The sequence below is a fragment of the Alistipes sp. cv1 genome, assembly GCF_900240235.1.
GTDB classification, from domain to species: domain Bacteria; phylum Bacteroidota; class Bacteroidia; order Bacteroidales; family Rikenellaceae; genus Alistipes_A; species Alistipes_A hominis.
Window position 1 is genome coordinate 234,657 of record NZ_OEPW01000003.1, and the last position, 25,319, is coordinate 259,975.

At 55.4% G+C, this 25,319-nt stretch carries 24 protein-coding genes and 2 tRNA genes; 16 read left to right on the forward strand and 10 right to left on the reverse strand.

Features of this window, described 5'->3' with window-relative positions; genetic code table 11:
- The first annotated feature begins 117 nt into the window (after positions 1-117).
- The 8 genes from C1A08_RS06935 to tatC all read left to right on the forward strand — a co-directional run bounded on the left by C1A08_RS06935 (position 118) and on the right by tatC (position 9,462).
- Positions 118-735 (forward strand): porin family protein, encoded by a 618-nt coding sequence (locus C1A08_RS06935; protein ID WP_055205294.1) that lies wholly within the window; start codon positions 118-120, stop codon positions 733-735.
- A 13-nt stretch (positions 736-748) separates the two neighbouring features.
- The gene (locus tag C1A08_RS06940; RefSeq protein ID WP_055205295.1) at positions 749-1,708 is read left to right on the forward strand and encodes a PhoH family protein; all 960 of its coding nucleotides are present in this window, start codon (positions 749-751) and stop codon (positions 1,706-1,708) included.
- Between the two features lie 26 nt (positions 1,709-1,734).
- The gene (locus C1A08_RS06945) at positions 1,735-2,688 is read left to right on the forward strand and encodes a phosphoribosylaminoimidazolesuccinocarboxamide synthase (RefSeq protein ID WP_101572328.1); all 954 of its coding nucleotides are present in this window, start codon (positions 1,735-1,737) and stop codon (positions 2,686-2,688) included.
- A 35-nt stretch (positions 2,689-2,723) separates the two neighbouring features.
- On the forward strand, positions 2,724-4,187 hold the full coding sequence (locus tag C1A08_RS06950) for an aminoacyl-histidine dipeptidase (RefSeq protein ID WP_101572331.1): 1,464 nt from the start codon (positions 2,724-2,726) through the stop codon (positions 4,185-4,187).
- A gap of 5 nt (positions 4,188-4,192) precedes the next feature.
- Positions 4,193-5,191: a diacylglycerol/lipid kinase family protein gene (locus tag C1A08_RS06955; RefSeq protein ID WP_101572333.1), complete on the forward strand. Its 999-nt coding sequence runs from the start codon at positions 4,193-4,195 to the stop codon at positions 5,189-5,191.
- A 38-nt stretch (positions 5,192-5,229) separates the two neighbouring features.
- Positions 5,230-8,004 (forward strand): glycoside hydrolase family 78 protein, encoded by a 2,775-nt coding sequence (locus tag C1A08_RS06960; RefSeq protein ID WP_101572335.1) that lies wholly within the window; start codon positions 5,230-5,232, stop codon positions 8,002-8,004.
- A gap of 252 nt (positions 8,005-8,256) precedes the next feature.
- Positions 8,257-8,502: a Sec-independent protein translocase subunit TatA/TatB gene (locus tag C1A08_RS06965; protein ID WP_101572337.1), complete on the forward strand. Its 246-nt coding sequence runs from the start codon at positions 8,257-8,259 to the stop codon at positions 8,500-8,502.
- Between the two features lie 87 nt (positions 8,503-8,589).
- The gene (gene tatC, locus C1A08_RS06970; RefSeq protein WP_172970805.1) at positions 8,590-9,462 is read left to right on the forward strand and encodes a twin-arginine translocase subunit TatC; all 873 of its coding nucleotides are present in this window, start codon (positions 8,590-8,592) and stop codon (positions 9,460-9,462) included.
- A 71-nt stretch (positions 9,463-9,533) separates the two neighbouring features.
- Here tatC and C1A08_RS06975 read toward each other — a convergent pair whose 3' ends face one another.
- The 3 genes from C1A08_RS06975 to C1A08_RS06985 form a co-directional block, all read right to left on the reverse strand.
- Positions 9,534-9,959 (reverse strand): RNA-binding S4 domain-containing protein, encoded by a 426-nt coding sequence (locus tag C1A08_RS06975; RefSeq protein WP_055205301.1) that lies wholly within the window; start codon positions 9,957-9,959, stop codon positions 9,534-9,536.
- Between the two features lie 9 nt (positions 9,960-9,968).
- Positions 9,969-10,532: an aminoacyl-tRNA hydrolase gene (gene pth, locus C1A08_RS06980; protein WP_055205302.1), complete on the reverse strand. Its 564-nt coding sequence runs from the start codon at positions 10,530-10,532 to the stop codon at positions 9,969-9,971.
- Positions 10,533-10,633: 101 nt separating this feature from the next.
- On the reverse strand, positions 10,634-11,218 hold the full coding sequence (locus C1A08_RS06985) for a 50S ribosomal protein L25/general stress protein Ctc (protein ID WP_055205303.1): 585 nt from the start codon (positions 11,216-11,218) through the stop codon (positions 10,634-10,636).
- Positions 11,219-11,628: 410 nt separating this feature from the next.
- Between C1A08_RS06985 and C1A08_RS06990 the strand changes: the two genes are divergently transcribed.
- The 4 genes from C1A08_RS06990 to C1A08_RS07005 all read left to right on the forward strand — a co-directional run bounded on the left by C1A08_RS06990 (position 11,629) and on the right by C1A08_RS07005 (position 13,177).
- A tRNA-Leu gene (locus C1A08_RS06990) sits at positions 11,629-11,713 on the forward strand.
- 39 nt (positions 11,714-11,752) lie between these two features.
- A tRNA-Leu gene (locus tag C1A08_RS06995) sits at positions 11,753-11,835 on the forward strand.
- 220 nt (positions 11,836-12,055) lie between these two features.
- A complete protein-coding gene (locus C1A08_RS07000) occupies positions 12,056-12,757 on the forward strand; it encodes a MotA/TolQ/ExbB proton channel family protein (RefSeq protein ID WP_101572339.1) in 702 nt (233 codons plus the stop codon).
- A 3-nt stretch (positions 12,758-12,760) separates the two neighbouring features.
- On the forward strand, positions 12,761-13,177 hold the full coding sequence (locus C1A08_RS07005) for an ExbD/TolR family protein (RefSeq protein WP_055205318.1): 417 nt from the start codon (positions 12,761-12,763) through the stop codon (positions 13,175-13,177).
- A 157-nt stretch (positions 13,178-13,334) separates the two neighbouring features.
- Here the strand turns inward: C1A08_RS07005 and terL are convergent, their stop codons facing one another.
- The 3 genes from terL to C1A08_RS07020 all read right to left on the reverse strand — a co-directional run bounded on the left by terL (position 13,335) and on the right by C1A08_RS07020 (position 15,735).
- Positions 13,335-14,792, reverse strand: coding sequence for a phage terminase large subunit (gene terL, locus C1A08_RS07010; RefSeq protein WP_101572341.1), 1,458 nt, complete (start codon positions 14,790-14,792; stop codon positions 13,335-13,337).
- 105 nt (positions 14,793-14,897) lie between these two features.
- Positions 14,898-15,299 (reverse strand): hypothetical protein, encoded by a 402-nt coding sequence (locus C1A08_RS07015; protein WP_125147213.1) that lies wholly within the window; start codon positions 15,297-15,299, stop codon positions 14,898-14,900.
- 157 nt (positions 15,300-15,456) lie between these two features.
- Positions 15,457-15,735, reverse strand: a complete 279-nt coding sequence (locus C1A08_RS07020; RefSeq protein WP_055205321.1) for a hypothetical protein — start codon at positions 15,733-15,735, stop codon at positions 15,457-15,459.
- 227 nt (positions 15,736-15,962) lie between these two features.
- On the opposite strand from C1A08_RS07020, the gene C1A08_RS07025 reads away from it, so the two are divergent.
- Genes C1A08_RS07025 through C1A08_RS13375 form a run of 3 tightly spaced genes read left to right on the forward strand, consistent with a single transcriptional unit; the run spans position 15,963 to position 17,497 of the window.
- Positions 15,963-16,634, forward strand: coding sequence for a LexA family transcriptional regulator (locus C1A08_RS07025; protein ID WP_055205424.1), 672 nt, complete (start codon positions 15,963-15,965; stop codon positions 16,632-16,634).
- Positions 16,635-16,655: 21 nt separating this feature from the next.
- The gene (gene ung / locus C1A08_RS07030; RefSeq protein ID WP_101572343.1) at positions 16,656-17,318 is read left to right on the forward strand and encodes a uracil-DNA glycosylase; all 663 of its coding nucleotides are present in this window, start codon (positions 16,656-16,658) and stop codon (positions 17,316-17,318) included.
- Positions 17,319-17,371: 53 nt separating this feature from the next.
- Positions 17,372-17,497 carry a hypothetical protein gene (locus C1A08_RS13375; protein ID WP_257937060.1) on the forward strand — a complete coding sequence of 42 codons (126 nt, stop codon included), beginning with the start codon at positions 17,372-17,374 and terminating at the stop codon, positions 17,495-17,497.
- 56 nt (positions 17,498-17,553) lie between these two features.
- Here the strand turns inward: C1A08_RS13375 and guaA are convergent, their stop codons facing one another.
- The 4 genes from guaA to C1A08_RS07050 all read right to left on the reverse strand — a co-directional run bounded on the left by guaA (position 17,554) and on the right by C1A08_RS07050 (position 24,364).
- Positions 17,554-19,083, reverse strand: a complete 1,530-nt coding sequence (gene guaA / locus C1A08_RS07035; RefSeq protein ID WP_101572345.1) for a glutamine-hydrolyzing GMP synthase — start codon at positions 19,081-19,083, stop codon at positions 17,554-17,556.
- 27 nt (positions 19,084-19,110) lie between these two features.
- Positions 19,111-21,573, reverse strand: a complete 2,463-nt coding sequence (gene pheT / locus C1A08_RS07040) for a phenylalanine--tRNA ligase subunit beta (RefSeq protein ID WP_101572347.1) — start codon at positions 21,571-21,573, stop codon at positions 19,111-19,113.
- A gap of 326 nt (positions 21,574-21,899) precedes the next feature.
- On the reverse strand, positions 21,900-23,057 hold the full coding sequence (lysA, locus tag C1A08_RS07045; protein ID WP_101572349.1) for a diaminopimelate decarboxylase: 1,158 nt from the start codon (positions 23,055-23,057) through the stop codon (positions 21,900-21,902).
- A gap of 2 nt (positions 23,058-23,059) precedes the next feature.
- Positions 23,060-24,364: an aspartate kinase gene (locus tag C1A08_RS07050; protein WP_219618093.1), complete on the reverse strand. Its 1,305-nt coding sequence runs from the start codon at positions 24,362-24,364 to the stop codon at positions 23,060-23,062.
- Between the two features lie 202 nt (positions 24,365-24,566).
- Between C1A08_RS07050 and C1A08_RS07055 the strand changes: the two genes are divergently transcribed.
- Complete coding sequence (locus C1A08_RS07055) at positions 24,567-25,235, forward strand: hypothetical protein (RefSeq protein WP_055205327.1); 669 nt, start codon at positions 24,567-24,569, stop codon at positions 25,233-25,235.
- Positions 25,236-25,319: the final 84 nt, after the last annotated feature.

A 25,319-nucleotide genomic window follows, 5' to 3' on the forward strand; every position in this document is an offset into this window, starting at 1 on the left:
TTGCGTTTGCCTTTCGGTCCTCTTTGTCGGATATTTTCCACTTTAAGACCGAAAAGGAAACAGGAAAGGAATATTTTTTCTACCTTTGAAATGTTTAACGGTGTAAATATGCAATCTATGAAGAAAAGGTGTTTGCTCACGACTGCGATCGCATTGATTTTATGCGGAATAACGAACAATGCCGGGGCCAAAGGCCCGATTCGTTTCGGGATCAAGGCCGGTATCCAGAGCCAGAGTCTTCACGCTTCGAAAGACGAGGTGCTCGGCGTGTTTTCGGCCGATAAGGATTTCGGTTATCAGTTCGGCTTCGTGGCCAGGATCAATTTTCCGATGTTGTATATACAACCGGAGTTGAACTATGCCAAGCATCGCTTTACGATGGATATGGAGGACGGCGCCACGACGAAGGTAAAAGTGAACAACATTGAGCTGCCGATCCTCGTGGGGTGGAAAATCGCATTTGTGCGGTTGTTTGCCGGCCCCGTTTTCACGCTGATGAACGATACCGGCAACAAGTTGAAAAATACTTCGGCGGCGATCAATACCGAACTCGCAAAATCGTTGGTCGGTTATCAACTGGGCGGCGGCGTCGAATTCGGGCGCGTCAACGTGGATATGCGTTACGGCGGCCAGTTCAAAAAGCCGGAGCTCACCGTGGTCAAGGGCGAGCAGCAGGCCCGCACTTACAAGACGAGCATGAATCAGTGGCAGTTGAACATTAGCTACCTGTTCTAAATCCTGTACGCGGATGACCGAAAAAGTAATTCTTCTCGAAGGGATCGACCCGGTGGAGTTTTACGGCCTCGCCGATGCCAACATCGAAAAAATCGGCGGTAAATTTCCGAAACTGAAAATCGTGGCGCGCGGTTCCGCCATCAAGGTGATGGGGGAGGAGAGCGAGATCGTGCGGTTCGACAAGAAGCTTGCCGAACTGCTGGCTTATTACGAGCGTTACGGCCATATATCCCCGCAGGTGATCGACCAGATTTACGACGGGGGACTCTCTGCGGTGCAGGACGATCCGGAAGACCAGCATGTGATCGTCTACGGCAACAACGGCCTGGTCGTCCGGGCGCGCACCGTCAACCAGGAGCGCCTGCTGAACCTGTACGACCGCAACGACCTGATTTTCGCCATCGGCCCGGCCGGTTCGGGCAAGACTTATACGGCGATCGCGCTGGCGGTTCGGGCGCTGAAGAACCGCGAAGTGAAACGCATCATTCTGACGCGTCCCGCCGTGGAAGCCGGCGAAAAGCTCGGTTTTCTGCCCGGCGACATGAAGGAGAAACTCGATCCTTACTTACAGCCGCTGTACGATGCGTTGAACGACATGATTCCGGCAGCGAAACTCGGTAAATACGTGGAAGACGGCACGGTGCAGATTGCGCCGTTGGCCTATATGCGCGGGCGGACGCTCGACAACGCTTTCGTCATCCTGGACGAAGCGCAGAATACGACGGTCGCCCAGATCAAAATGTTCCTGACCCGCATGGGGCGCAACGCCCGGTTTATCGTTACCGGCGACATCACGCAGATCGACCTGCCGCGGCGCAGCGATTCGGGTCTGATGCCCGTTGTGGAGATGCTGAAAGGGATCGACGGTATCGGGATCGTCGCATTCGACAACCGCGACATCATCCGTCACCGGCTGGTAAAGCACATCGTTGAAGCCTTCGAACGACATGCCGGCAACTCCGAGAAAGAATGACTCGAAACATATAAATCGAAACAAACATGACAAAAGCAATCGTAAAAACCGATTTCCGGTTTGACGGGCAGAAGAGCCTGTATGAAGGAAAGGTACGTGATGTCTACAATATCGACGACCAGTATTTGGTGATGGTCGTGAGCGACCGGATTTCGGCGTTCGACGTCGTCCTGCCGAAAGGGATTCCCTACAAAGGACAGGTGCTGAACCAGATCGCGTCGAAATTTCTCGACGCCACGTCCGATATCTGCCCGAACTGGAAAATCGCTTCGCCCGATCCGATGGTGACGGTCGGTTACCGCTGCGACTCGTTTCCGGTCGAGATGATCGTGCGCGCTTACCTGACCGGCAGTTCGTGGCGGGATTACAAAGCCGGCGCCCGGGAGATCTGCGGCGTACCCGTTCCGGACGGAATGCGCGAACACCAGCGTTTCCCGCACCCGATCGTCACGCCGACGACCAAGGCCGAGATCGGCGAGCACGATCAGAATATTTCGAAAGAGGAGATCATCGCCAAAGGACTGGTTTCGAAGGCCGATTACGAAATGCTCGAAAAATACGCGTTGGCGCTGTTCGATCGCGGAAGCAAGATGGCTGCCGAGCGCGGCCTGATCCTGGTCGACACGAAGTACGAATTCGGCAAGAAGGACGGCGAGATCTACCTGATCGACGAGATTCATACGCCGGACAGTTCGCGCTATTTCTATGCCGACGGTTACGAGGAACGTTTTGCGAAAGGCGAGCCGCAGCGTCAGTTGTCGAAGGAGTTTGTCCGCGAATGGCTGATGGACCACGGTTTCCAGGGGAAGCCCGGACAGCAGGTTCCGCAGATGACCGATCAGTTCGTCGGGAGCGTCAGCGACCGGTACATCGAGCTGTACGAGAAGATCACCGGCGAGCAATTCGTCAAGGACGAAGCGGCCGATATCACTTCGCGGATCGAAAATAATGTAAAGAACATGCTGGCACGGCTGCGCTGAGGTTTGTTCGGAGAGCTTAGATAAAACGGGTTTTTATGAATACGAATCTGGATGGGCTTTCGCCCCGCGAGGTGTGGGAAAAATTCGCCGAGATCGCTCGTGTGCCGCGTCCGTCGCGGCACGAGGAGGCGATTCGGGCGTATCTGGTCGCCGAAGCGCGGACGCACGGCATCGCCTGTACGGTCGACGATGCCGGGAACGTGATCCTGCGCAAACCGGCTACGCCGGGCATGGAGTCCCGCAAGGGGATCATTCTGCAGGCGCACATGGACATGGTTCCGCAGAAAAACGGCGACAAGCGGTTCGATTTTACGAAAGATCCCATCGAAGTCCGTGTCGACGGCGAATGGGTAAGGGCCGACGGCACGACGCTCGGAGCCGACAACGGGATCGGAGTTGCTGCGATTTTGGCCGTTATGGAGTCTGAGGACGTCGTGCACGGGCCGTTGGAAGCGCTGATCACCGCGACCGAGGAGACCGGCATGGACGGGGCCCGCGGTCTGAAAGGCGGAATGCTCGACGGCGAGATACTGGTTAATCTGGATTCCGAGACGGAGGGCGAACTGTATGTCGGATGCGCTGGCGGTTTGGATGCTTCGGTGCGCATGACGTATCGTGAAGATATTGTTCCTGAAGGATATAAGGCTTTCTGGATTGCGGTAGGCGGTTTGAAAGGTGGACATTCGGGCATCGATATCCATCTGGGACGCGGCAATGCGAATCGGATTTTGTTCCGGCTGTTGAGAAAGTGCGAGCGGGAGTGCGGCTTGCGGTTGGCGTCGGTCGACGGCGGCGGCCTGCGCAATGCCATTCCGCGTGAGGCGACGGCGACGGTTGTCGTTCCGGACGCTGTCTCGGACGTTTTTCGGACGCTGGCCGCCGGTCTCGAATCGGTGTTGAAAGAGGAGTTCCGGGGCGTCGACGATGCGGTGACCGTTCGGATTACGGATGCCCGGCGGCCCGATTCGCTGATCGACCCGCAATCGCAACGGCAATTGATCCGGGCCGTACGCGGATGTCCCGACGGCGTAATCCGGATGAATCCGTCGATGCCGGGGCTGGTACAGACTTCGTCCAACCTGGCCCGGGTCACCGCCGGAAGCGGGGAGATTCTGGTGCACTGCCTACTACGCAGCTCGCTCGATAGCGAAAAGGCCGATCTGGGCGACCGGATCGCCGGGGTATTCGAACTCGCGGGAGCAGAAGTCGCGCTCGAGGGCGGTTACGACGGCTGGAATCCGAATCCGGATTCGCCGATTCTGCATACGATGATCGCGTCGTACGAGTCGCTGTTCGGTCGCCGACCGGTCGTTACGGCCATCCATGCCGGACTGGAGTGCGGGATCATCGGTACGAATTACCCTGCGCTGGATATGATTTCGTTCGGCCCGACGATCCTGCACCCGCATTCGCCCGACGAAAAAGTGAACGTCGCGTCAGTCGGCCGTTTCTGGCAGTATCTGCTGGGCACGCTCCGCAATGTACCGTTCAGATCGTAAAGGTTATGGAGACGTTCGATAAATGGTTTGCCATCGTCAATCCCGTCGCCGGAAGCGGCAAGGGACTGAGCGACTGGCCGCTGATCAGCAAGTTATTGCGCGATCACCACATCGTGCCGGAGTATGCGTTCACCGAACGCAAGTACCATGCGATCGAACTGGCCGTCGAGGCGATCAACAACGGTTTCCGCAAGATCATGGTGGTCGGCGGCGACGGGACGATCCACGAGGTGGTCAACGGCCTGTTTATTCAAAAGGCGGTTCCTACGACCGAGGTGCTGGTGGGCGTGATCGCCGTCGGTACCGGCAACGACTGGATCCGGATGTTCGGGATTCCGCGCAAATATTCCGAAGCGATCCGGGCGATCGTCGAAGGACACTCTTTTTTGCAGGACGTCGGCGTGGTTTCGTACCACAAGGCGACTTACAAGCAGGAGCGTTATATGGCCAACGTGGCCGGGGTGGGCTTCGACGCCGTCGTGAACCGTCGTTACAACCACCTGAAAGAGGAAGGGAAGCGGGGTAAATGGCTGTATCTGTGGAGCACGCTGAAAGCCCTGCTGCGCTACTCTTCGACCGGCGTCAAGGTGTATGTCGACGATGAATTGGTCGTTAACGACTTGGTTTACAGCGCTACGATCGGGATCGGCAGGTACAACGGCGGCGGGATGTTACAAACGCCGGACGCCGTGGCCGACGACGGGTTGTTCGACCTGACCGTGATTCGCAAAATGAGCTGGCTCTCGGTGCTGTTCCATTTCAAGGTGCTGTTCAACGGGAAAATTTACAGGTTGAACAAGACGAGCCTGAACCGGGGAAGGCGCATCCGGATCGAGTCGTCGCCCGAGATCGCGCTGGAGGTTGACGGCGAAGCGCTCGGATATTCGCCGTTCGAGTTCGAGATCATCGACCGCGCCGTCCGGGTGGTCGTGGCCAAACGCTTCCTGGAAGAAGGAAGCGCCGGCAAGTCCGTTGCGGATAGAATTTTGGAAAATAAAAAATAAAACGATATTTTTACGAACTAACCTTAACAAAACCAAAAATGAAAAAAAATCAACTTTTATCACTGGTTTGCGCGGCGTTGTTTTTTATGGGCTGCGGTGAAAAACCGGCGGGCGTCGTCGATTTGACTGTCGAGTTGCAGGAGAACCCTATCGGGCTCGACGAGCAGCATCCCCGTTTCGGATGGCGGATCGAATCCGATCAGGACGACGTGATGCAGACTTCCTATCGGATCATGGTGGCTCCTACGAAGACCGATCTCGACAAAGCGGAAAATCTGGTGTGGGATTCGGGCGTCGTTTCGTCCGACCAGTCTACGTTCGTTCCTTACGCGGGATCTCAGCTCGAATCCCGCAAGGATTACTACTGGAAGGTGCTGATTACCACCAATAAGGGCGACTCGCTGTGGAGCGATGCCGCGCAGTGGTCGATGGCGCTGCTCGATGACGGCGACTGGCAGGCGCAGTGGATCGGGATCGACAGTTCGCTGAACGCGACGGATCGCCTGACCGGCGACAGCCGTCTGGCCGCCCGTTACCTGCGCAAGGAATTCCCGGTGGAAGGGAACGTCGCTTCGGCGCGTTTATACATTAGCGGACTGGGCTTTTACGAATGCTACCTGAACGGCCGCAAGATCAACGAGGACATCTTCGCACCGACGGCTACCGACTATACGAAGTCGGTCAACTACAATGTTTTCGACGTGATGGAGTTCCTGAAGGACAAGCAGAATACGATCGGGGTGATCCTCGGCAACGGGCGCTATTTCTCGATGCGTCTGGGCGATCCTTCTGCCGGTTTGCTCGGTTCGCTGCGTCAGTTCGGCTACCCGAAGCTGCTGGCACAACTGGAAATCACTTATAAAGACGGTTCGAAAACGGTCGTAGTCAGCGACGACAGTTGGAAACTGACCACCAACGGCCCGATCATCGCCAACAACGAATTCGACGGCGAGGAGTATAACGCCAATTATGAGATGAAGGGCTGGAACGAAAACGGCTTCGACGACAGCGCGTGGATGCAGGCCCGGAAGGTAGGCGCTCCGGGAGGCGAATTGGTCGCTCAGCGCAATCCGAACATCATGACGATGGATACGGTGGACCCGGTTTCGATCAACCAGTTGAACGACAGTACTTACATCGTCGATATGGGGCAGAATTTGGTCGGATGGCTGGCTGTAACGCTGAAAGGGCAGAAGGACAAGCCGATCAAGATGCGTTTCTCCGAAACGCTGAAGGACGACGGCAGCCTGTATATGGACAACCTGCGCGGCGCGCACGTGACCGACATCTATACGCCTGCGTCGGACGGCCTGTTTAGCTGGGAACCCCGTTTCACCTATCACGGGTTCCGTTTCGTAGAGATTACCGGACTGAACTACAAGCCCGAGTTGAAAAATTTCAAAGGGAAAGTCAATTACGACCGGATGGAAACGGTCGGTTCGTTCGAGTCGTCCGATTCGACGATCAACCAGATTTACCACAATGCGTTCTGGGGTATTCGCGGCAATTACCGCAGTATGCCGACCGACTGTCCGCAGCGCGACGAGCGTATGGGATGGCTCGGCGACCGCGCGATGGGTTGCATCGGCGAAAGTTTCATGTTCCGTCATGCGCTGCTTTACGAAAAGTGGCTGAAGGATATCGAACAGATCCAAAGCGAAAACGGTTGCGTGCCCGACGTGGCTCCGGCTTTCTGGACGTTCGACCAACACTCCGGCAACGTAACCTGGCCCGCCGCTTACATTTGCGTGGCCGATATGTTGTACAACCAGTACGGCGACAGCCGCCCGATCAAGGAGCATTACGCTTCGATGAAAAAGTGGATGGATTTCATCCGCGACACGCAGATGAAGGATAATGTCGTTATCAACGACGTGTACGGCGACTGGTGTATGCCTCCCGAAAGCCAGGAACTGATCCACTCGGCCGATCCGGCTCGCAAAACCGACGGCCGCCTGCTCGCGACCAGTTTCTACTACCGTTTGTTGAACATTATGAGCAAATTCGCCGCAATCAGCGGCAACGAGGCCGATATTCCGGCTTACCAGGAGCTCGCCGCCAATATTAAGAGCGCTTATAACCAGATGTTCTTGAATACCGAAACCGGTCAGTACGCCAACAACACGGTGACGGCCAACATCCTGTCGCTGATGCAAGATCTGACCCCCGATTCGTTGCAGGGCAAGGTGTTCGAAAATATCGTGGAAAAAACCCAGGGCGAATTCGACAGCCATGTCAGCACCGGCCTGATCGGAATCCAGTTCCTGATGCGCGGCCTGACCGAGCACGGCAAGGGCGACCTGGCTTACACGATCGCTACGAACCGTACCTATCCGAGTTGGGGTTATATGATCGACAAGGGCGCCACGACGATCTGGGAATTGTGGAACGGCGATACGGCCGATCCGGCGATGAACTCGGGCAACCACGTGATGTTGCTGGGCGACCTGATGACGTGGTATTACGAGAACCTGGCCGGGATCAAGAGCGATCCGCAGCAGGTCGGTTTCAAGAAAATCGTTATGGCTCCCTATTTCCCCGACGGGCTCGATTGGGTGAACGCGTCGTACGAATCGCTGTACGGCCCGATCGAAAGCAATTGGAAGAAGGGTGAGAACGGACTTTCGTGGAAAGTCGTAATTCCTGCCAATACGACGGCCAGCATCCGCATCCCGGCCGCATCGGCCGATAAGGTCACCGAAAGCGGCAAGCCGCTGTTGCAGAATCCAGCGGTGAAGTCCGTCAATGCGGCCGACGGTTTCGTGGTGGTCGAAGCGGGATCGGGAACTTTCGATTTCCTGGCCGGGAAATAAGCTTACGTACCGAAAAAACAAAAGACCCCGCCCGATCGAACGGCGGGGGTTTTTGTAAGCCGGCTTTTCCGTTTGGACGGTCGAATGCGCAACGACCGGAATGCGCGGGAATGGGGACAGGCTAAAATAAATGCCCTGCGAACAACAAAAATCTGTTTTTTGTGTTATATTTGCAAGACGAACGGGCTTTCGGGAAACGCGAATCGGGGCCCGGACCGCAATAACCTGAGTGTGAAACCTAATATGTAAATTATGCTTAACTTACCTTTGCTGATAATGGGTGTGATCGGGCCGTGGCAGCTTTTAGTGATCGTGGCGCTGGTCGTTATTTTCTTCGGTGGCAAGAAAATTCCCGAACTGATGCGTGGCATGGGACGCGGTATCAAGGAGTTCAAGGACGCTATTAACAAGGATTATACGGCCGAAACTCCCAAGAACGAGACGACGGCTCCCTCTGCGCCCGCTGCAAAACCGACCGACGAGACTACCAAGAATTAGAATCTTGCAGGATACGGCAGGGGCCCGGGCCTTTGCGCGGTTCTACGGAACCGCGAATGTGTATCGTATGCTAACCGTTTGAATATTATGACCGATAAACAGGAAAAGTCATCCGATAACGAGATGACTTTTTTTGAACATATCGATGCTTTGCGTCCCCATTTGGTGCGTGGTTTTTCGGCGTTGTTCATCATCATGATCGTCGCATTCGTCGCCAAGAAGTTTATCATCGATATGGTGCTGATGGGGCCTCAGTCCCCCGACTTTCCGACCAACCGCTGGCTGTGCGAGTTATCGCACCGGCTGTTCGGCGACGACACCTTGTGTATCAACCATATCAAACTGAATATGGTGAATACGGCGCTCGGCGGGCAGTTCAACCTGCATATGCAGGTGTCGATGGTGACGGGCGTCGTACTGGCGGTTCCCTACCTGCTGTGGGAAATCTGGCGCTTCGTGGCTCCGGCCCTGACCAGCTACGAACGTTACAAAAGCCGGATGTTCGTGTTCTACGTTTCGGTGTGCTTCTTTTGCGGACTGTTGTTCGGCTATTTTCTGATCGTTCCGCTGTCGATCAATTTTTTCGCCGGTTATCAGGCCAGCGCCGATATTACGAACATGATCGACGTGCGCTCGTACCTGACTACCGTACTGACCGTGTCGGTGGCGTGCGCCGCAGTGTTCCAACTGCCGTTGCTGATCTATTACCTGACGCAGATGGGTATCGTGACGGCCGCTTTCCTACGAAAATACCGCCGACATGCGATCATCCTGCTGACCATCGTTTCGGCGGTGATCACGCCGCCCGACCTGTTCAGCCTGGTGCTGGTAATTCTGCCGCTCTATTCGCTGTATGAGCTGAGTATATTCCTCGCCCGCCATGTCGAACGGAAAAAGGCGAAAGAGGAGGCTGCGAACGGTTATCCGGTGGACGTGCCGCAGGAAGACCTGGAAGAATAACCGCTTTCGTTATAAAATAACGAAGAGGAGCGCATGGGAATGCGCTCCTCTTTTGTTATACCGGAAAAAGATTATTCTGAATCGCCGGACGTTTCCGAATCGTCGTCGAGGTAAATCTCTCCCATCAGCGAATCGATCTCCCGGCGTTCGCGTTTGGTGGGGCGGCCGGTTCCCCGGTCGCGCTGTACGAAAACGGTCAGTTTCGGGATGTGCAACTTGTCCAGTTCCGCCTGGGACGTCAGATTTTCGACGTAATCGGGCACGTTCTTGGCCGGTTGCCGCGAAGAGACCATCGCCGCGACGCGGTATGTGTAAGTGACCGGCATCTTCTTTACGGTCACCGTATCTCCGACTTTGATCTCCCGCGAAGGCTTTACGAAAGCCCCGTTGATCAATACTCGGTTCGTGCGGCACGCATCCGCCGCATCGCTGCGGGTCTTGAAGATCCGCACGGCCCACAGCCATTTGTCAACTCTTACCGAGAAATCTTCGCCCATCGTTTTGTCTTATTTGTTGTTGAATGCGTTCATCGTTCGTTCGAGTCCGGCCGTTGCGAACGACCGGATGACCTCTCCGGCCATATCGAGCCGTTCGGGCAGGGCGTCGGCCTCCTCTTTTGTCCAGGTGCCGAGGACGTAGTCCACCTGAAACCCTTTCGGAAAGTCTCCGCCGATCCCGAAACGCAGCCGGGCGTAGTTGTTGTGCCCGAGCGATTCCGCGATGTTTTTCAGTCCGTTGTGTCCTCCGTCGCTTCCTTTCCCGCGGATGCGGAGCGTGCCGAACGGCAGGGCGATGTCGTCTACGACGACGAACAGGTTCTCGATCGGGATTTTTTCGGTCTTCAGCCAGTAGCCGACGGCTTTCCCGCTGAGATTCATGTAAGTCGACGGTTTCAGCAGGATGAAGGTGCGCCCTTTGTATTTCAGTTCGGCGACCGATCCATAGCGGCCCGTTTCGAACGCTACGCCGGCGGCTTTCGCCAGCGCGTCCACCACTTTGAACCCGATGTTGTGGCGGGTTTCCGTATATTCGGCTCCGATGTTTCCGAGCCCTGCGATCAGATATTTCAATGTGTCGGATTTTTAGGAAAAAAGCCCTGTCGCTTCCCTTACAGGGGCTTCGCGACAGGGCGTTTCGGTATGTCGGTCGTCGCGGTCGTTCCGCGGTCGTCCTACTTCGCTGCGGCAGCTTCGGATGCGGCGGCGCCTCTGGCGGCACGCGTCATCTTAACGGCGCAGATCGCAGTCGACGCGGGGGTCAGGATCGCGATGTTGTCGTATTGCAGGTCGCCCACGAAAATGCTTTTGCCCAGGCCGAGTTTGGTTACGTCCACGACGATTTCGTCGGGCAGGTTCTCCATGGTGGCGCTGATGCGTACTTTTCGTTTGCTGAGGATCAGCTTACCGCCCAGTTTGACGCCTTCCGAGTTGCCTGTCAACTTCACGGGAACGTCGATCGAGATCGGTTTGCCGGGGATTACATGGAAGAAATCCACGTGCAACACGTTATCCGTTACCGGGTGATACTGTACTTCGCGCATTACGCCTACTTCTTTTTTGCCGTCGATGTCGAATTCCACGAGGTACGACTGCGGGGTGTAGATCAGCGGCCTTAGCGAACGCGTTTCCACTGCGAAATGAATGGTCTCCCCGTTTCCGTAGATTACGCACGGCACCATGCCTTCTTTACGTACGGCTTTGCTCTCTTTTTTGCCGAATGCGTTACGTTTCACGCCGGCGATTTTGATCGTTTCCATAATTTTGATTGTGTTTGTGTTATCCGGCGCTACTCAGAAACAGAAGAGAGATTCGAACTCTGTCGCCCCATCGCGCCTTTTGCAGTCGCAAAGATAGGATTAATAACGGGAAAATAAAAAAAATCGAAAAAATTATGTCCTGATATTTTGGATTATTCCAAATTTGGTTACCTTTGCAGCACTTTTACGGGATACACGTAAAGGGCGTTCTCAAAAGAATGATCCAGACGGAAAAAAGTTTTGGACGATTCGGAAAAAAGTTTTATCTTTGCAACGAAGTTTTAGGTTCATTTTAGGTTAGTAGTTTTAGGTTAGTAGAAGGAAAATGCCGCAGAAGTGAGATTTTTCTCTTTCTGTAGCTTTCCTTTGAATTTTGAATGAACTTTATTCCTGTTGTAAATAAGATATAAGCCCAGATGGTGAAATTGGTAGACACGCTACTTTGAGGGGGTAGTGTCGGTTTACGACGTGCAAGTTCGAGTCTTGTTCTGGGCACGGGAACCGAAGGGTTTGAGTTTTTTGAGGTATTGGATTGCCCAGGTGGCGAAATGGTAGACGCGCTAGTTTCAGGTACTAGTGTCAGTGATGATGTGAAGGTTCGAGTCCTTTCCTGGGCACCGTTTGAACTCCTAAGTTTTCGGACTTAGGAGTTTTTTATTTCCGATCGTTCGCCGGATTCGGGCGCAGGCCGATGGCGTTTTGCCCGTTTTTGAGACTCGGGTGAAGTTTATTTCCGAAAAGTGATTCCGAAACCGGGAAAAGATATATTTTTGTAGGTCATAGCGGGATTGCGGAGCGTCGTGCGTGTCGTCGTCCCATAAATTTATTCGAACGAATATGGGTTTACTGTGTATTTTCTTGCAGGCCGTCGCAAACCTTCCGGCAGAGCCGGCCGCCGCGGTTCATAGCGAGAGTTATTTCAGCCTGTTGATGAAGGGGGGACTGATTCTGATCCCGATTTTCCTGCTGGCGGGTTTGGCGATTTTCATTATTTCCGATAAATGGTACATGCTACGCAAGCTCGGAAAGCACGACAGCCGGGCGTTCGGCTACCTGCTGAAACTGATCTATGCCGGCGATTCCGATAAAGCCGGCCAATTTGCCGCGAGCCGGACTTTCCCGTCGTTCAAGGTGATCGCAGCGGGATTGAAAAACGACAACCGGACTTTGCAGGACGTCGAAGAGTCGATGCAGATTCAGGCGCGTTTGCAGATTTCCAAAATGGAAAAAGGGATGAATTACCTCGCCATTACCGCGTCGGTCGCGCCGATGCTGGGTTTTTTGGGAACGATTTTCGGGGTGATCCGGATCTTCTACGACATTTCGAAGTCCGGCGTGCTGGATATTTCCACGATTTCGAACGGTCTGTACGAAAAAATGATCTGCTCCGGTACCGGGCTGCTGGTCGGGATCATTGCCTATTCGGGGTATTCGCTGCTCAATAACCGGATCGACAAGATCGTGTTGCAGATGGACGTTGTCGCCAACGAAGCGCTGAAGGCGATCCGCGCCGACCGGGATCACGCCGTTAAACCGTAACCGATGAAAATCGAACGCAGAAAAACAAGGCTCGCCGAGGTGTACACGGCATCGTTGAACGACATCATGTTCTTCCTGCTGCTGTTTTTCCTGATTATCTCCACGATGGTCACGCCGGTGGCGCTGAAGGTGATGCTGCCGCATTCGAGCACGGCCGAGAAGGTGATTACCAAAAAGAATATCATGCTGGCGGTCACGGCCGACCGTCAGTATTTCATCGACGACCGGAAAGTGGAGTTCAAGGAGATCGAGCCGGCGCTGGCCTCGATGGTCAAGAACAAGAAAGAGGGGAATGCGGAGATCGAGTATGTCGTCTTGCTGCAGGCCGACATGTCGCTGAACCTACAGCCGGTCGTAGATCTGATCGATATAGCGAACAGGCTTCAGTTGAAGATGTTGCTGTTTGTTGAGAAAAAATAGCCGGATGATCGATGCCGGAATGAAACTCTCCGGGCGTTCTTGCAACGCCCGGAGGGTTTTTGTGTTCAGCGATCCGTCTCTTACGGAACATGCGATGCGGCGGCCGCGGCGATTCTGTGTCGCATAACTGCCGGCGGTCGTGCCGACCCGCCGGTCGTTACCGGCTGAATCCGACGGCCCGGATATTTTTTCGCGAAGCGGTTTCGCTTTCCGTCTCGATGATGCCGGTCAGCACGTCCGGCGCGTCGTCGCGCCGGTTTGCGCGGAACAGCCGCCGGAAGGTGACCAGGTCGCCGTACAGGACGTGCCAGCGGATCTGCCATCCGGCCGGCATCGCAATGCGGTTCAGTACGGCCGGGGCGTTCGACAGGATACGGGCTTCCTTGTTGTGACTCTGGTGAAACCACTCGACCCGTACTTCGCGGCATCGTTTCGCTACTTCGCGGGCGAATCCGCGGCCGCCGTTGTTGCTTTCGATGCGGGCTGCGACGGTGCCGTTGCGTAGCAGCATGTCGGCTACCAGGATCTCCGTCTCCTCCATGCCGAGCGGCGAATAGACCGCGTCGGTAATGTAGACGATACCGTCGCGCCCCACCTCGTAACAGACCGAGCACAGGTAGTCCTCGCCGGTATCGGCCGTGTCGGTGTAGTTGGCCCGGCGGACGGTATCTTCCGGCAGGCGGTCGTAGGTCTTGAAATTGTCGCCGTATAGCAGTCCTTCGCGTACGGCGGGATGTCCCTGGTACATTGTCTCGAACAGCAGCGGGTCGAGTCTGCGTTTTTGTTCCAGTAACCGTATGCCGTGGCGTTCCGGCCACAGCGCTTCGCCGGGCTTTCGCGGGTCGGAAGGGGTGGGGGGACTTTGTTTGACGGCTTCGAAGTTCAGGTGCAGCCATTGTTCCGCCTGCGTTTTTCCGTTATAAGATTCCGAGGAGGCGGTCAGTTCGAGTACCGGTTCGTGGGCGGCGATCCGTCCGATCAGATCGTCTTCGTGCCAGCGCGTGAAGACGATCAGTTCGCGCGAATCGTTGTGCAACCGGGTTTTGACGACCGCATTGTACCATTCCCACGCATGGTCGCGGATCAGCGGCGAATTGGCTTCGGCCGCGTCTTTATATAGGTCGTCGAGGATGAAAACGTCGACCGGGTTGCCGGTCAGCGCTCCTTCGCGCCCGACGCTGAGCAGACCGCCCGGAGCGCCGATCAGTTCGAATTCGTCGCTCGTGCGGATCACGTTCGGTTGTTTTGCGGAGGACGTCTTGAGCCGTGTCGCGGGGAAAACGTCCCGGTAGGCGGGTTCGCTCATCAAACGTTGTACCCGGCGGTTGAAGCGGGACGCGAGCCGCAGGTTGTACGAGGCCAGCGCGATTCGGGTCTGCGGTGCGATTCCCAGCAGGTAAGCCGGCAGCAGCACCGACGACCCGAGCGATTTGCCGTGTTGCGGCGGCACCGAAACGATCAGCCTGCGGATTTGTCCGTGCGCGAAGCGGTCGAGCGTATTGTAGTAAGTGCGATGGAACGGGGTCAGGCGGATCGCCGGCTGGCAGACCCGCGCGAAATCGCATAGCGAGCGGCGGGCGAGTTCCGCCGCTGCCTGTCGTTTTGAAAGCAGCATAGATCGGTATGGTTAAGACGAAAAGTTACGGGGGCGGTTTCCATTTTACCGGAGTCGGATTCGGTCGTACTCCGGAGTAAATTTCGGACGGGTACGACCGGTTCGTCAGAGTTCCGACAATCCCGAAATTTCACGGAGCGCCTGTTCGGACAGTCCCGACAGGTCGGGACGGTCGTCGTCCGCAGTGTCGTTGTCCGGAGGACTGCCCGTGTCGGCAGCGGATTTTGCGCGCCATCGTTGCGGATCGAGGTTCGACAGCGCGAATGTGATCGCCGCCAGGTCGGGGGCGACCTGCTTGCGGGTGATCGTTTCGTTTTTGATTCGTTTGTTGCCGTCTCCGTCGTATTCGTAGGTCGTCTTGACCTCTTTCAGCAGGTAGCCCCGGATTCGTTTTTCGAGGCTTTTCAGGGCTTTGGGGTATAACGTGGAGGATGCCTTCTCCTGCCGGGCCGGGGCGGGAGCCCCTGCGGAAACGGACGAAACGGAAGCTTTTTCGGAATCGGTCATGGTTTTTCGGTTTGTGCCGGGAAGCGCGTCGGGCGCCGATGCGCTTCCCGTACTTGTTTCCGGGTCGGAGCGCCGGGGCGGTCGCGCGACCGGGATGCGTTTCCCGCCGGACCTGTACGCCGGACCTGTCATGTTCATAAGGCAGGATCTCCGATGTTTAGAACCGGCTTTCGAGGAACCGGTTCAGGGTGTTCCAACTGAAATCGCTTTGCTGCTCCCCGTCGATCAGGGCGATGTCGTAGTTCCACCACACCGGGAGTACCGAGAGGATGATTCCGGTTTCCGGGGCGCGGCAAATGATCAGCGTACAGGTCAGCGAGGAATAGAATTCGTCGGTGTCGTATTCGACGGTGCCGTTAAAAAAATCTTTTTCCCGAATTTTTTCCAATAGAAGTTCCGCAATTTCTTCGTAAATTTGTTTGGTGATCGTGATCATAATTCTTGCAGTTTTGAATACAAAGATTAAATAAGAACGGTTCGAAATGGATTATACAATTTTTGAATCTAAGATTTGAATTTGGAAAGCTTGTAATAGTCTTTATATCAATTTCTATTTGAATTTTGTGTAAAACTGTTTAACTTTGCAGTACAAATATAAGTTCAATATTTTAATAAAACACATTTTTGCCTGAAAAAATGCAAAAAAATAACGATATCCGTATTTTGTGCGACCGGCTGCGTATGATTCGCTCTGAATTGTCGATGACTCAAGAAGATATGGCCCGTATCATAGGGATCGGTAAAAGCGCGTTGTCGATGATCGAAACCGGAAGGGCGTCGTTGTCGGAACGAAACCGCAATATTTTGATTCAAACATTGAATGTCAATCCGGAATGGCTTGAATCCGGAACGGGAGCCATGTTCAACGAGCAGTTCCCCGAGCGGACTTTCCTGAAGGGGAGCGACCGCCCGGTCGGATCGCAGAGCGTGCCGCTGTACAACGTGGAGGGGACGGCGGGCCTCGTTCCGCTATTTCTGGACAAGGCGTCCCGGCAGCCGGTGGATTACATCCACATTCCGAATCTGCCGAAGTGCGACGGGGCGATTTATGTCGTAGGCGACAGCATGTATCCGTTGCTCAAAAGCGGCGATATCGTGCTGTACAAGCAGTTGAACGACATCAACGACATTTTCTGGGGCGATATGTACCTGCTTTCGATCGACATCGACGGCGAGGAGTACATTACGGTCAAATATATCCAGAAGTCCGACAAGGAGGGGTGCGTCAGACTGGTGAGCCAGAATGTCCATCATGCCGACAAGGACGTCGAAATATCCAGAATCCGTGCGCTGGCTTTCGTGAAAGCCAGCATACGGATGAACTCGATCCGGTAACTAACCTAAATTTATAGCGATATGAACGTAAAGATAGCTCCGCGGTGGAAAGATCTGATCGGAGCGGAGTTTGAGAAACCCTATTTCGAGCAGCTTGCCGCGTTCGTCAAACAGGAATATGCCACGAGGCAGGTTTTTCCCGCCGGGAAAAATATTTTCCGGGCGTTCGATAAGTGCGATCCGGACGATCTGAAGGTCGTGATTATCGGGCAGGACCCTTATCACGGCGTCGGGCAGGCCAACGGCCTGTGTTTCTCTGTAAACGACGGGGTGCAGTTTCCGCCGTCGCTGGTCAATATTTTCCAGGAGGTGAACGCCGATACGGGGACGCCGGTTCCGCAGAGCGGCAACCTCGACCGTTGGGCCGAACAGGGTGTGTTGCTGTTGAACGCCGTGTTGACGGTGCGCGCCCACGAGGCGACTTCGCATGCCGGAAAAGGGTGGGAGCAGTTTACCGATGCCGTCGTACAGGCTATCGCGCGGCAAAAACAGGGGATTGTCTACATGCTGTGGGGGTCTTACGCCCAGCGTAAGGCGTCGATGGTCGATCCGCAGCGGAATTGTATCCTGAAGACCGTGCATCCGTCCCCGCTGTCGGCTTACCGGGGCTTTTTCGGGTGCCGTCATTTCAGTCAGGCGAATCAATACCTGCAAAGTATCGGAAGGACACCGATCCGCTGGTAGCGGGTACGAACGAATTAATTCATAAAGCGGCTTACGGGACCGGAGGCTCCTGCATGGTCGTTAAGGACGGACCGATTTATCTGTACTACACTTATTGCGGCGACGGCATCGTTTACGACATTCGTTTGGCTACGGCCGATGCGAACGATCCGAATTGGCCTGCCGCGCTGACCGAATGAAAAGCGCCCGGATCGTTCCTGTATGAACGTCCGGGCGTTTGATTCGGTGAATCGTCCTATTCCCACTCGATCGTTGCGGGCGGTTTCGAACTGATGTCGTAAACGACGCGATTGATTCCTTTTACGCGGTTGATGATGTCGTTCGAGACTTTAGCGAGAAAATCGTAGGGCAGGTGTACCCAGTCGGCGGTCATGCCGTCCGTCGAGGTGACCGCGCGCAGCGCTACGCAGTTTTCATAAGTGCGTTCGTCGCCCATCACGCCGACCGACTGAACCGGCAGCAGCATCACGCCCGCCTGCCAGACCTGATCGTACAGTCCCGACTCTTTCAGTCCGTCGATAAAGATTTTATCGGCTTCTTGCAGGATACGGACTTTCTCGGCCGTCACTTCGCCGAGGATACGGATGCCGAGTCCCGGCCCCGGGAACGGATGGCGCCCGAGGATATCCGCCGGAACGTTCAACTGGCGTCCCACGCGGCGTACTTCGTCCTTGAACAGCAGTCGCAGCGGTTCGACGATTTTGAGGTTCATCTTTTCGGGCAGCCCCCCTACGTTGTGGTGCGATTTGATCGTCGCCGACGGGCCGTTGACCGAGATCGATTCGATCACGTCGGGATAGATCGTTCCCTGGGCGAGCCACTTCACGTCGGTCAGTTTCTGCGCCTCGGCGTCGAATACTTCGATGAAATCGCGGCCGATAATCTTCCGTTTCTTTTCCGGGTCGGTCACGCCGGCCAGGTCGGCGAGGAATTTATCGCCGGCCCGTACGCCGATTACGTTCAGTCCCATCGACTCGTAGGATTTCAGCACCGATTCGAATTCGTCTTTGCGAAGCAGGCCCATATCGACGAAGATGCAGACCAACTGATCGCCTACCGCTTTGTGCAGCAGTTCGGCCGCCACCGACGAATCGACGCCGCCGGAGAGTCCCAGCAATACCTTGTCGCCTTTGATCTTGTCGCGCAGTTCGCGGACGGTCGATTCGATGAACGAGTCGGGCGTCCACTGTTGGCGGCAGCCGCAGATATCCACGACGAAATGTTTCAGCAGTTGTTTGCCTTCGGTCGAATGGTACACTTCCGGGTGAAACTGGATGCCCCAGGTCTGTTCGCCTTCGATCTGGAAGGCGGCGACCGGAACGGTGTCCGTGCTGGCGATGATGCGGTAGTTTTCCGGAATTTTCACGATCGTATCTCCGTGCGACATCCATACTTGCGTCCTGTCCGAAAGGCCTGCGATCAGCGGGTTGTTCGCAACGACTTTCGATAGTATCGCGCGTCCGTATTCCCTTGTGGCCGATGGTTTTACCTCGCCGCCGAATTGTTGCGACAGGTACTGGGCCCCGTAGCAGACGCCCAGCATCGGAAGGCGTCCCTTGATCGCCGACAGGTCTGCCTGAGGCGCCTGGGCGTCCCGTACCGAATAAGGACTTCCGGAGAGGATCACTCCTCTGACCGATTCGTCCGGCTGAGGGAAGTGGTTGTACGGATGGATTTCGCAATAGACGTTCAGCTCGCGCACGCGGCGTGCGATCAGCTGCGTGTACTGTGAACCGAAATCGAGAATCAAGATTTTTTCCTGCATATTCTGTTAGATGTGTTTTTCGTGCGTTTAGCGGATCTGCGCTCCGGCCTGCCGTTCGAATTCGCGGATCAGATTGCCCATCGTCCGGTCGATCACTTGGTCGGTCAGCGTTTTTTCACGGTCTTCGAGGACGAAACTCAGCGCGTACGATTTTTTGCCTTCCGGCAGCTTGTCGCCCTCGTATACGTCGAACAGCGATACGCTCTTCAATAGTTTTTTCTCGGTCGCGAAAGCAATCCTGCGCAGTTGCGCGAAGTTGACGCTCTTGTCCACGAGCAGTGCCAGGTCGCGTTTCACTTCCGGGTATTTTGGCAGTTCGCTGACCGTGACCGTATGGTTTCGGGTCAGTTTGACCAGCGCGTCGAAATTCAGTTCGAGGTAATAAACGTCCGCTTTAACGTCGAACAGGTTGCGGATCTTCCGCGACACGACGCCCATTTCGAGCAGCGGTTGTTTGCCGTTGAATTTGCAGCGGACCGCTTCGGCATACAGGTCGCTGTCGAGCGGTTCGGTGGTCGCGTCGTTCAGGTCGACACCGAATTTTTTCAGCACTTTTTCAGCCGCGCTCCGTAGCGTGTAAAAAGTGCTCGGCTGCGATTGAACGTTCCACGAAGCCGCGTGGTCTGCGCCGGTTATGGCCATCGAAACCATTGCCCGCTGGCTGTACGGCGCGAGCCCTCCCTCTTCGGCTTTTGCCGGATCGTAAGAGTAGCAGTTGCCGAATTCGTAGATTTTCAGGTCTCCGTTGCGGCGGTTGACGTTCAGTTGGATCGCCTCCATTGCGTTGAACAACAGTGTTTGACGCATTACGCTCAGGTCGTTGCTGAGCGGGTTGAGAATCTGCACGCAGTTTTCGGCTTTGTAGGCCGATAAGTTTTCGTAATAGGCCGCTTTAGTCAGCGAATTACTCATAATCTCTAAAAATCCGTTGGCGCTCAGCGTATCGGAGAGCATGTTGATCAGCTTGTCGCGATTCGGCTTCGGAGCGTAGGAGAGCGTCGAGTTGACGTGCATCGGGATCTCTACGTTGTCGTAGCCGTAAATCCGCAGGATGTCTTCCACGAGGTCGGCCTCGCGCCGCACGTCGACGCGGTAAGGCGGTACGCAGACCTGCCATGCGCCGTCGCGTTCCGATTCGATCGTCACGCCGAGCGCGTCGATGATTTTTCGGACGGTCGTCTCCGGGATCGCTTTGCCGATCAGCCGGACGATCCGGTCGTACGACACCTCGAACCGGAACGGCTCGATCCGCACCGGGTAGATGTCGGTTACGGCCGAAGTAACGACGCCTCCGGCCAGTTCGCGGATCAGCAGCGCGGCGCGCTTGAGCGCGTAAGGCGTCATGTCCGGGTCGATTCCGCGTTCGTAGCGGAACGACGCGTCGGTACTCAGTCCGTGGCGTTTGGCCGTTTTGCGGATCCAGACAGGGTTGAAATAGGCGCTCTCGATAAATACTTCGGTCGTCGAGTCCGATACGCCCGAGTCGAGTCCGCCGAACACGCCGGCGATACACATCGGCCCTTCGGCGTTGCAGATCATCAGGTCTTCGGCCGACAGTTTGCGTTCCACACCGTCCAGCGTAACGAACGGCGTCCCTTCCGGGCAGGTTCTCACGACGATTTTGTCTCCTTTGATTTTCGCCGCGTCGAATGCGTGCAACGGTTGTCCGGTTTCGTGTAAAATGAAGTTCGTGATGTCGACCACGTTGTTTTTCGGGTTAATGCCGATAGCTCGCAGGCGTTGTTGCAACCAGTCCGGCGAAGGCGCGATTTTGATTCCGGTCATCGTTACGCCCATGTAACGCGGCGCGGCTTCGGAATCGGCTACCTCCACGGCGATGGTTTTCGAATCGTTGTCCCGGCCGAACGCGTCGACCGCAGGCAGGATCAGTTCGTGCGGGATGTCGTTGGCCTTCAGGTAGACGGCCAGGTCGCGCGCTACGCCGTAGTGCGACATCGCGTCGGCCCGGTTCGGCGTCAGGCCGATTTCGAGCAGGTAATCGTCTTCCAATTGGAAATATTCTTTCGCCGGAGTTCCCGCTTTCACGTCGGCCGGCAGTACGATGATTCCTTCGTGGCTCGTTCCCACGCCGATCTCGTCTTCGGCGCACAGCATACCGAATGATTCGACGCCGCGGATTTTACTTTTTTTGATCTTGAAGCCGTTCTCTTCGCCGGTCGGATACAGCATGGCGTTGATCGTCGCTACGACCACTTTCTGTCCGGCCGCTACGTTCGGCGCGCCGCATACGATCTGGGTCGGCTGCCCGTCGCCGAGGTCGACCGTCGTTACGTGCAGTTTGTCGGCGTCCGGGTGTTTGTCGCAGGTCAGCACTTCGCCGACGACCAGTCCGGCGAGTCCCCCGCGGATCGATTCCGCTTTTTCGAATCCCTCGACTTCGAGTCCGATCTGGGTCAGTGTCCGGGAGATCTGTTCGGCGTTCAGGTTGGTTTTGATATAGGCTTTCAGCCAGTTCAATGAAATTTTCATCGTTCTATCTTGTTTTCCTTTTAATTTGTCGTCGATTGTTTCGGGCAGTCGGGCTTTCCTCCGGAAATCGGCCGGTGTTCCGGTCGCCTGAAATAGGTGCGAAAGTTACGAAAAGTTTTACAAAGTATCTAATTTCAGCGGGTACGCCCGGCGATAAATGCGGATAATTCGTATCGGACGGCGGCGGCTCATTCCTTATCTTCACAAGCTCCGGCAGCGATACCGGGTTCCGTCGTCACCGAGGTGCTTCCGAACGGAAAATCGCACATCAAAAAATAAAGCGCTATGAATGAGCGCTTTATTCGGTAGTTTATAAAAATATGTTTTTATAGTTTATCGCTGTATACGGCTCCGGGCAGATCCTGCAGATTGTAGCGCGATGCCATCGCCATGCCGTAAGCCCCTGCCGAACGCAGCGTCAGCAGGTCTCCGCGCGAGGTGACCGGCAGTTCGACGTCGCGGCCGAAAATATCCGACGATTCGCAGATCGGGCCGCCGATCGTATATTTTTCGCTCCCGGTCGCGGAAGTCAGGTTTTCGATCTTGTGTTTCGCGCCGTACAGGGCCGGCCGGATCAGGTCGGTCATTCCTGCGTCGACGATCACGATCTTCGTACCGGCCGACGTTTCTTTGTTGTAAAGCGCGCGCGTAATCAATTCGCCGCACTGCGCGACCAGCGAGCGGCCCAGTTCGAAATGCACGGTCTGGCCTTCGTCGATTTTCAGGTTGCGGTGGAAGATGTCGAAATAGGTTTCGAAGTCGGGCATCGGTTCCCGGTCGGGGTCGTCGTAGTCGATGCCGAGTCCGCCGCCCATGTTGAGGTGTTTCAAAACGATGCCCTTTTCGCGGAACCACTCCTTGATGTCGAATACCCGTTTGCTGAACGTTTCGAACACCTGCATATCGCGGATCTGCGAGCCGATGTGGAAGTGCAGCCCGACGATTTCGAGGTTTGCGAGTTTTTCGAGCGAAGCGATCGCCGCGTCGATTTCGTCGTACGAGATGCCGAATTTGTTATCCGCTTTGCCGGTGGTGATGTAGCGGTGCGTTTTCGGATCGACATCGGGGTTGATCCGAAGCGCGATTCGCGCCTTTTTGCCCATTCGTCCGGCGATTTCGTTGATGACTTGCAATTCGTGCAACGATTCGCAGTTGAACGAGAAGATTTCCTGGCCGAGCGCGTATTCGATCTCCCGGTCGGTTTTGCCGACGCCGGCGAATACGATCTCCGATGCCGCAAACCCGTTTTCGACGGCCATCCGCACCTCGTTGCCGCTGACGCAGTCCATGCCCATGCCGGCGCGGCGCACGGCTTCGACGATGCGCGGGTCGAAGTTCGATTTCAGCGCGTAATGTATTTTATAGCCGTAACGCGATGACGCTTCGGTCGCCTTGTTCAGTGTGCGGTTTAGCAGTTCCATGTCGTAAAAATAGAACGGCGTGGGCAGTTCCGCTAACTGTTTGATGTAATTTCGTGCGCTCATAATTATTCGAAAAGTCCGTCGTTAAGGGATTGCAAGGTTTGTTTCTTGTATTCGGTGCTGATCAGCATCGCCAGGCTGCGGTGGCTTGCCCCGTACGAGATCATTTTGATCGGAATCGACTGGACGCTTTTGAAAACGCTGGCGGCCAGTCCCGCGTCGCCGTGTTCCATTCGTCCGACGACGCACACGATCGAATTGTTGCGTTCGATCTCGATCGTGCCGAGCTTTTCGAGTTCGGCGACGATTTCGTCGATGTGCTTGTCGTTGTCGACCGTCAGCGATACGGCCACTTCGGACGTGGTAATCATGTCGATCGGCGTGCGGTACTGTTCGAAAATCTCGAATACCTTACGCAGGAAGCCGTAGGCCATCAGCATACGCGCCGAGTGGATACGGATCACGGTGATTCCGTCTTTGGCGGCCACCGCGTGGAACGATTTCGAATCGTCGTCGCGGTCGGAAATCGTCGTGCCCGGGGCTTTCGGGTCCATCGTATTTTTCAGCAGCACGGCGATCCCTTTGTCTTTGCAGGGCTGTATGGTCGCCGGGTGCAGGATCTTCGCCCCGAAGTAAGCCAGTTCGGCCGCCTCGTCGAAGCTCATGTTTCGGATCGGGTGGGTGTGGTCGACGATGCGCGGATCGTTGTTGTGCATTCCGTCGATGTCGGTCCATATCTGCACTTCGTTCGCGTCGATCGCCGCGCCCATCAGCGCCGCGCTGTAATCGCTGCCGCCGCGTCCGAGGTTGTCGATTTCGCTTCGGTTGTTCGTACAGATGAAACCCTGCGCCACGTAGAAAGTATCCTGGTCGGCCGCTACCGGAGCCAGCGCTTCCCTCAGACGGCAAGTATCTACTTTCCCGTCTTCGTCGGTCACCATGAAGTCGGGCGAGTTTAGGCATACGGCCTTCATGCCGGTTTCGTTCAGGTACAGCGTGAAAATCGCCGAGGTCAGTAGTTCGCCCTGCGCGATGATCGTGCGTTCGGAAGTGTATTCGCGGAATGCGCCGACTTCGCTGCGAATCAGTTCAAAGGCGGCTTTCATCCGTCCGAGGGCCTCGTCTCGGTGCGCGCCGAGCACCCCGTCGATGCAGGTCGTATATTTATCGGTCAACATCGCGAGCTGGCTTTCCACCGTGTCCCGGTCTCCGGCTGCGGCTGCCGCCACGATCTTCACCAGAGCGTCGGTCGTGCCCGACATCGCCGACAGCACCGTGATCCTCGCTCCTTCGTGACGGACTACTTCGGCTACTTTCTTCATATTCGCGGCCGAACCCACCGACGTGCCTCCGAATTTCAACACTTTAATCATAAAAACAATCAATAAGTTGTAAAATCAAACAAGAATTTATTTTTCGCACAAAAATAGAATGAATTGTTTGTTTTTATCGGGTAATTTTATTTTTTTTGCAACAAAGCGGGTCGGAGTGAAAAATTAGACACGGTCCGGGCAGGGAAGCGTCCTGTGCGGCGACGGATCCGGTTGGTATTGTCACATAAAAAATAACGATATGCTCACGATTCCGAATGCGGTCGAAGAGGTGATCAAAAAGAAGCCTTTTCTGGAAGGCGCGCTCGTCGAAGGATTGGTCAATCTTTCGGCGTTGGCCCGGCAACTGAAGCCCGAAATAGAGAAAAAAGTAGGAAAGGAGGTAAACGACAGCGCCGTCATCATGGCGCTGAACAGGCTGGTTCCGCGTCTGGAGTTGATGTCGGCGATGAAGTTCAAAAAGGTGGTCGAAAACATCGGGGACATCATCGTGCGCTCGAACCTGGCCGATTACGCTTTCGTCAACTCCCCGACCCTTTACGAACGGCAGGCCAAGCTGCTCGACCGCGTGCGGGCGATGAAGGACGTGTTTTGCACTTTTTCGCAGGGGATCTACGAGACGACCCTCGTCGTGAGCAGTTCGATCGTCAAGTTGGTGGACGAAATTTTCGCCGAAGAGACCGAGATCGCCAAAACCGAGAACCTTTCGTCGATTACGGTGAAGCTGCCGGCCGAAAACACCATCTGTCCGGGCGTCTATTACTATATTTTCAAGGAGCTGGCGTGGGACAATATCAATATTGCGGAGGTAATCAGTACGACCAACGAGTTTACCGTCGTGATCGGCGACGAGGACATTCACCGGGCATTTACGATCCTGATGGAGGCCAAACGTCAGGTCGGCGTCTGAATGATTCCGTTTTCGGCGAATAAGGCGAATAATATAAAAAGGTCTGGACGGTAAGCGAACGAGCCGATTGTTCCGAAGTTTTCG

Coding starts and splice junctions, on each gene's coding strand:
- C1A08_RS07055 (WP_055205327.1), top strand. CDS start 24,567: ATGCTCACGATTCCGAATGCGGTCGAAGAGGTGATCAAAAAGAAGCCT.
- C1A08_RS06940 (WP_055205295.1), top strand. CDS start 749: ATGACCGAAAAAGTAATTCTTCTCGAAGGGATCGACCCGGTGGAGTTT.
- C1A08_RS07015 (WP_125147213.1), bottom strand. CDS start 15,299: ATGACCGATTCCGAAAAAGCTTCCGTTTCGTCCGTTTCCGCAGGGGCT.
- guaA (WP_101572345.1), bottom strand. CDS start 19,083: ATGCAGGAAAAAATCTTGATTCTCGATTTCGGTTCACAGTACACGCAG.
- C1A08_RS06955 (WP_101572333.1), top strand. CDS start 4,193: ATGGAGACGTTCGATAAATGGTTTGCCATCGTCAATCCCGTCGCCGGA.
- C1A08_RS06985 (WP_055205303.1), bottom strand. CDS start 11,218: ATGGAAACGATCAAAATCGCCGGCGTGAAACGTAACGCATTCGGCAAA.
- C1A08_RS07005 (WP_055205318.1), top strand. CDS start 12,761: ATGAAAATCGAACGCAGAAAAACAAGGCTCGCCGAGGTGTACACGGCA.
- terL (WP_101572341.1), bottom strand. CDS start 14,792: ATGCTGCTTTCAAAACGACAGGCAGCGGCGGAACTCGCCCGCCGCTCG.
- C1A08_RS06965 (WP_101572337.1), top strand. CDS start 8,257: ATGCTTAACTTACCTTTGCTGATAATGGGTGTGATCGGGCCGTGGCAG.
- tatC (WP_172970805.1), top strand. CDS start 8,590: ATGACCGATAAACAGGAAAAGTCATCCGATAACGAGATGACTTTTTTT.
- C1A08_RS06975 (WP_055205301.1), bottom strand. CDS start 9,959: ATGGGCGAAGATTTCTCGGTAAGAGTTGACAAATGGCTGTGGGCCGTG.
- ung (WP_101572343.1), top strand. CDS start 16,656: ATGAACGTAAAGATAGCTCCGCGGTGGAAAGATCTGATCGGAGCGGAG.
- C1A08_RS06960 (WP_101572335.1), top strand. CDS start 5,230: ATGAAAAAAAATCAACTTTTATCACTGGTTTGCGCGGCGTTGTTTTTT.
- C1A08_RS07000 (WP_101572339.1), top strand. CDS start 12,056: ATGGGTTTACTGTGTATTTTCTTGCAGGCCGTCGCAAACCTTCCGGCA.
- lysA (WP_101572349.1), bottom strand. CDS start 23,057: ATGAGCGCACGAAATTACATCAAACAGTTAGCGGAACTGCCCACGCCG.
- pheT (WP_101572347.1), bottom strand. CDS start 21,573: ATGAAAATTTCATTGAACTGGCTGAAAGCCTATATCAAAACCAACCTG.
- C1A08_RS06950 (WP_101572331.1), top strand. CDS start 2,724: ATGAATACGAATCTGGATGGGCTTTCGCCCCGCGAGGTGTGGGAAAAA.
- C1A08_RS06935 (WP_055205294.1), top strand. CDS start 118: ATGAAGAAAAGGTGTTTGCTCACGACTGCGATCGCATTGATTTTATGC.
- C1A08_RS06945 (WP_101572328.1), top strand. CDS start 1,735: ATGACAAAAGCAATCGTAAAAACCGATTTCCGGTTTGACGGGCAGAAG.
- C1A08_RS07020 (WP_055205321.1), bottom strand. CDS start 15,735: ATGATCACGATCACCAAACAAATTTACGAAGAAATTGCGGAACTTCTA.
- C1A08_RS13375 (WP_257937060.1), top strand. CDS start 17,372: ATGGTCGTTAAGGACGGACCGATTTATCTGTACTACACTTATTGCGGC.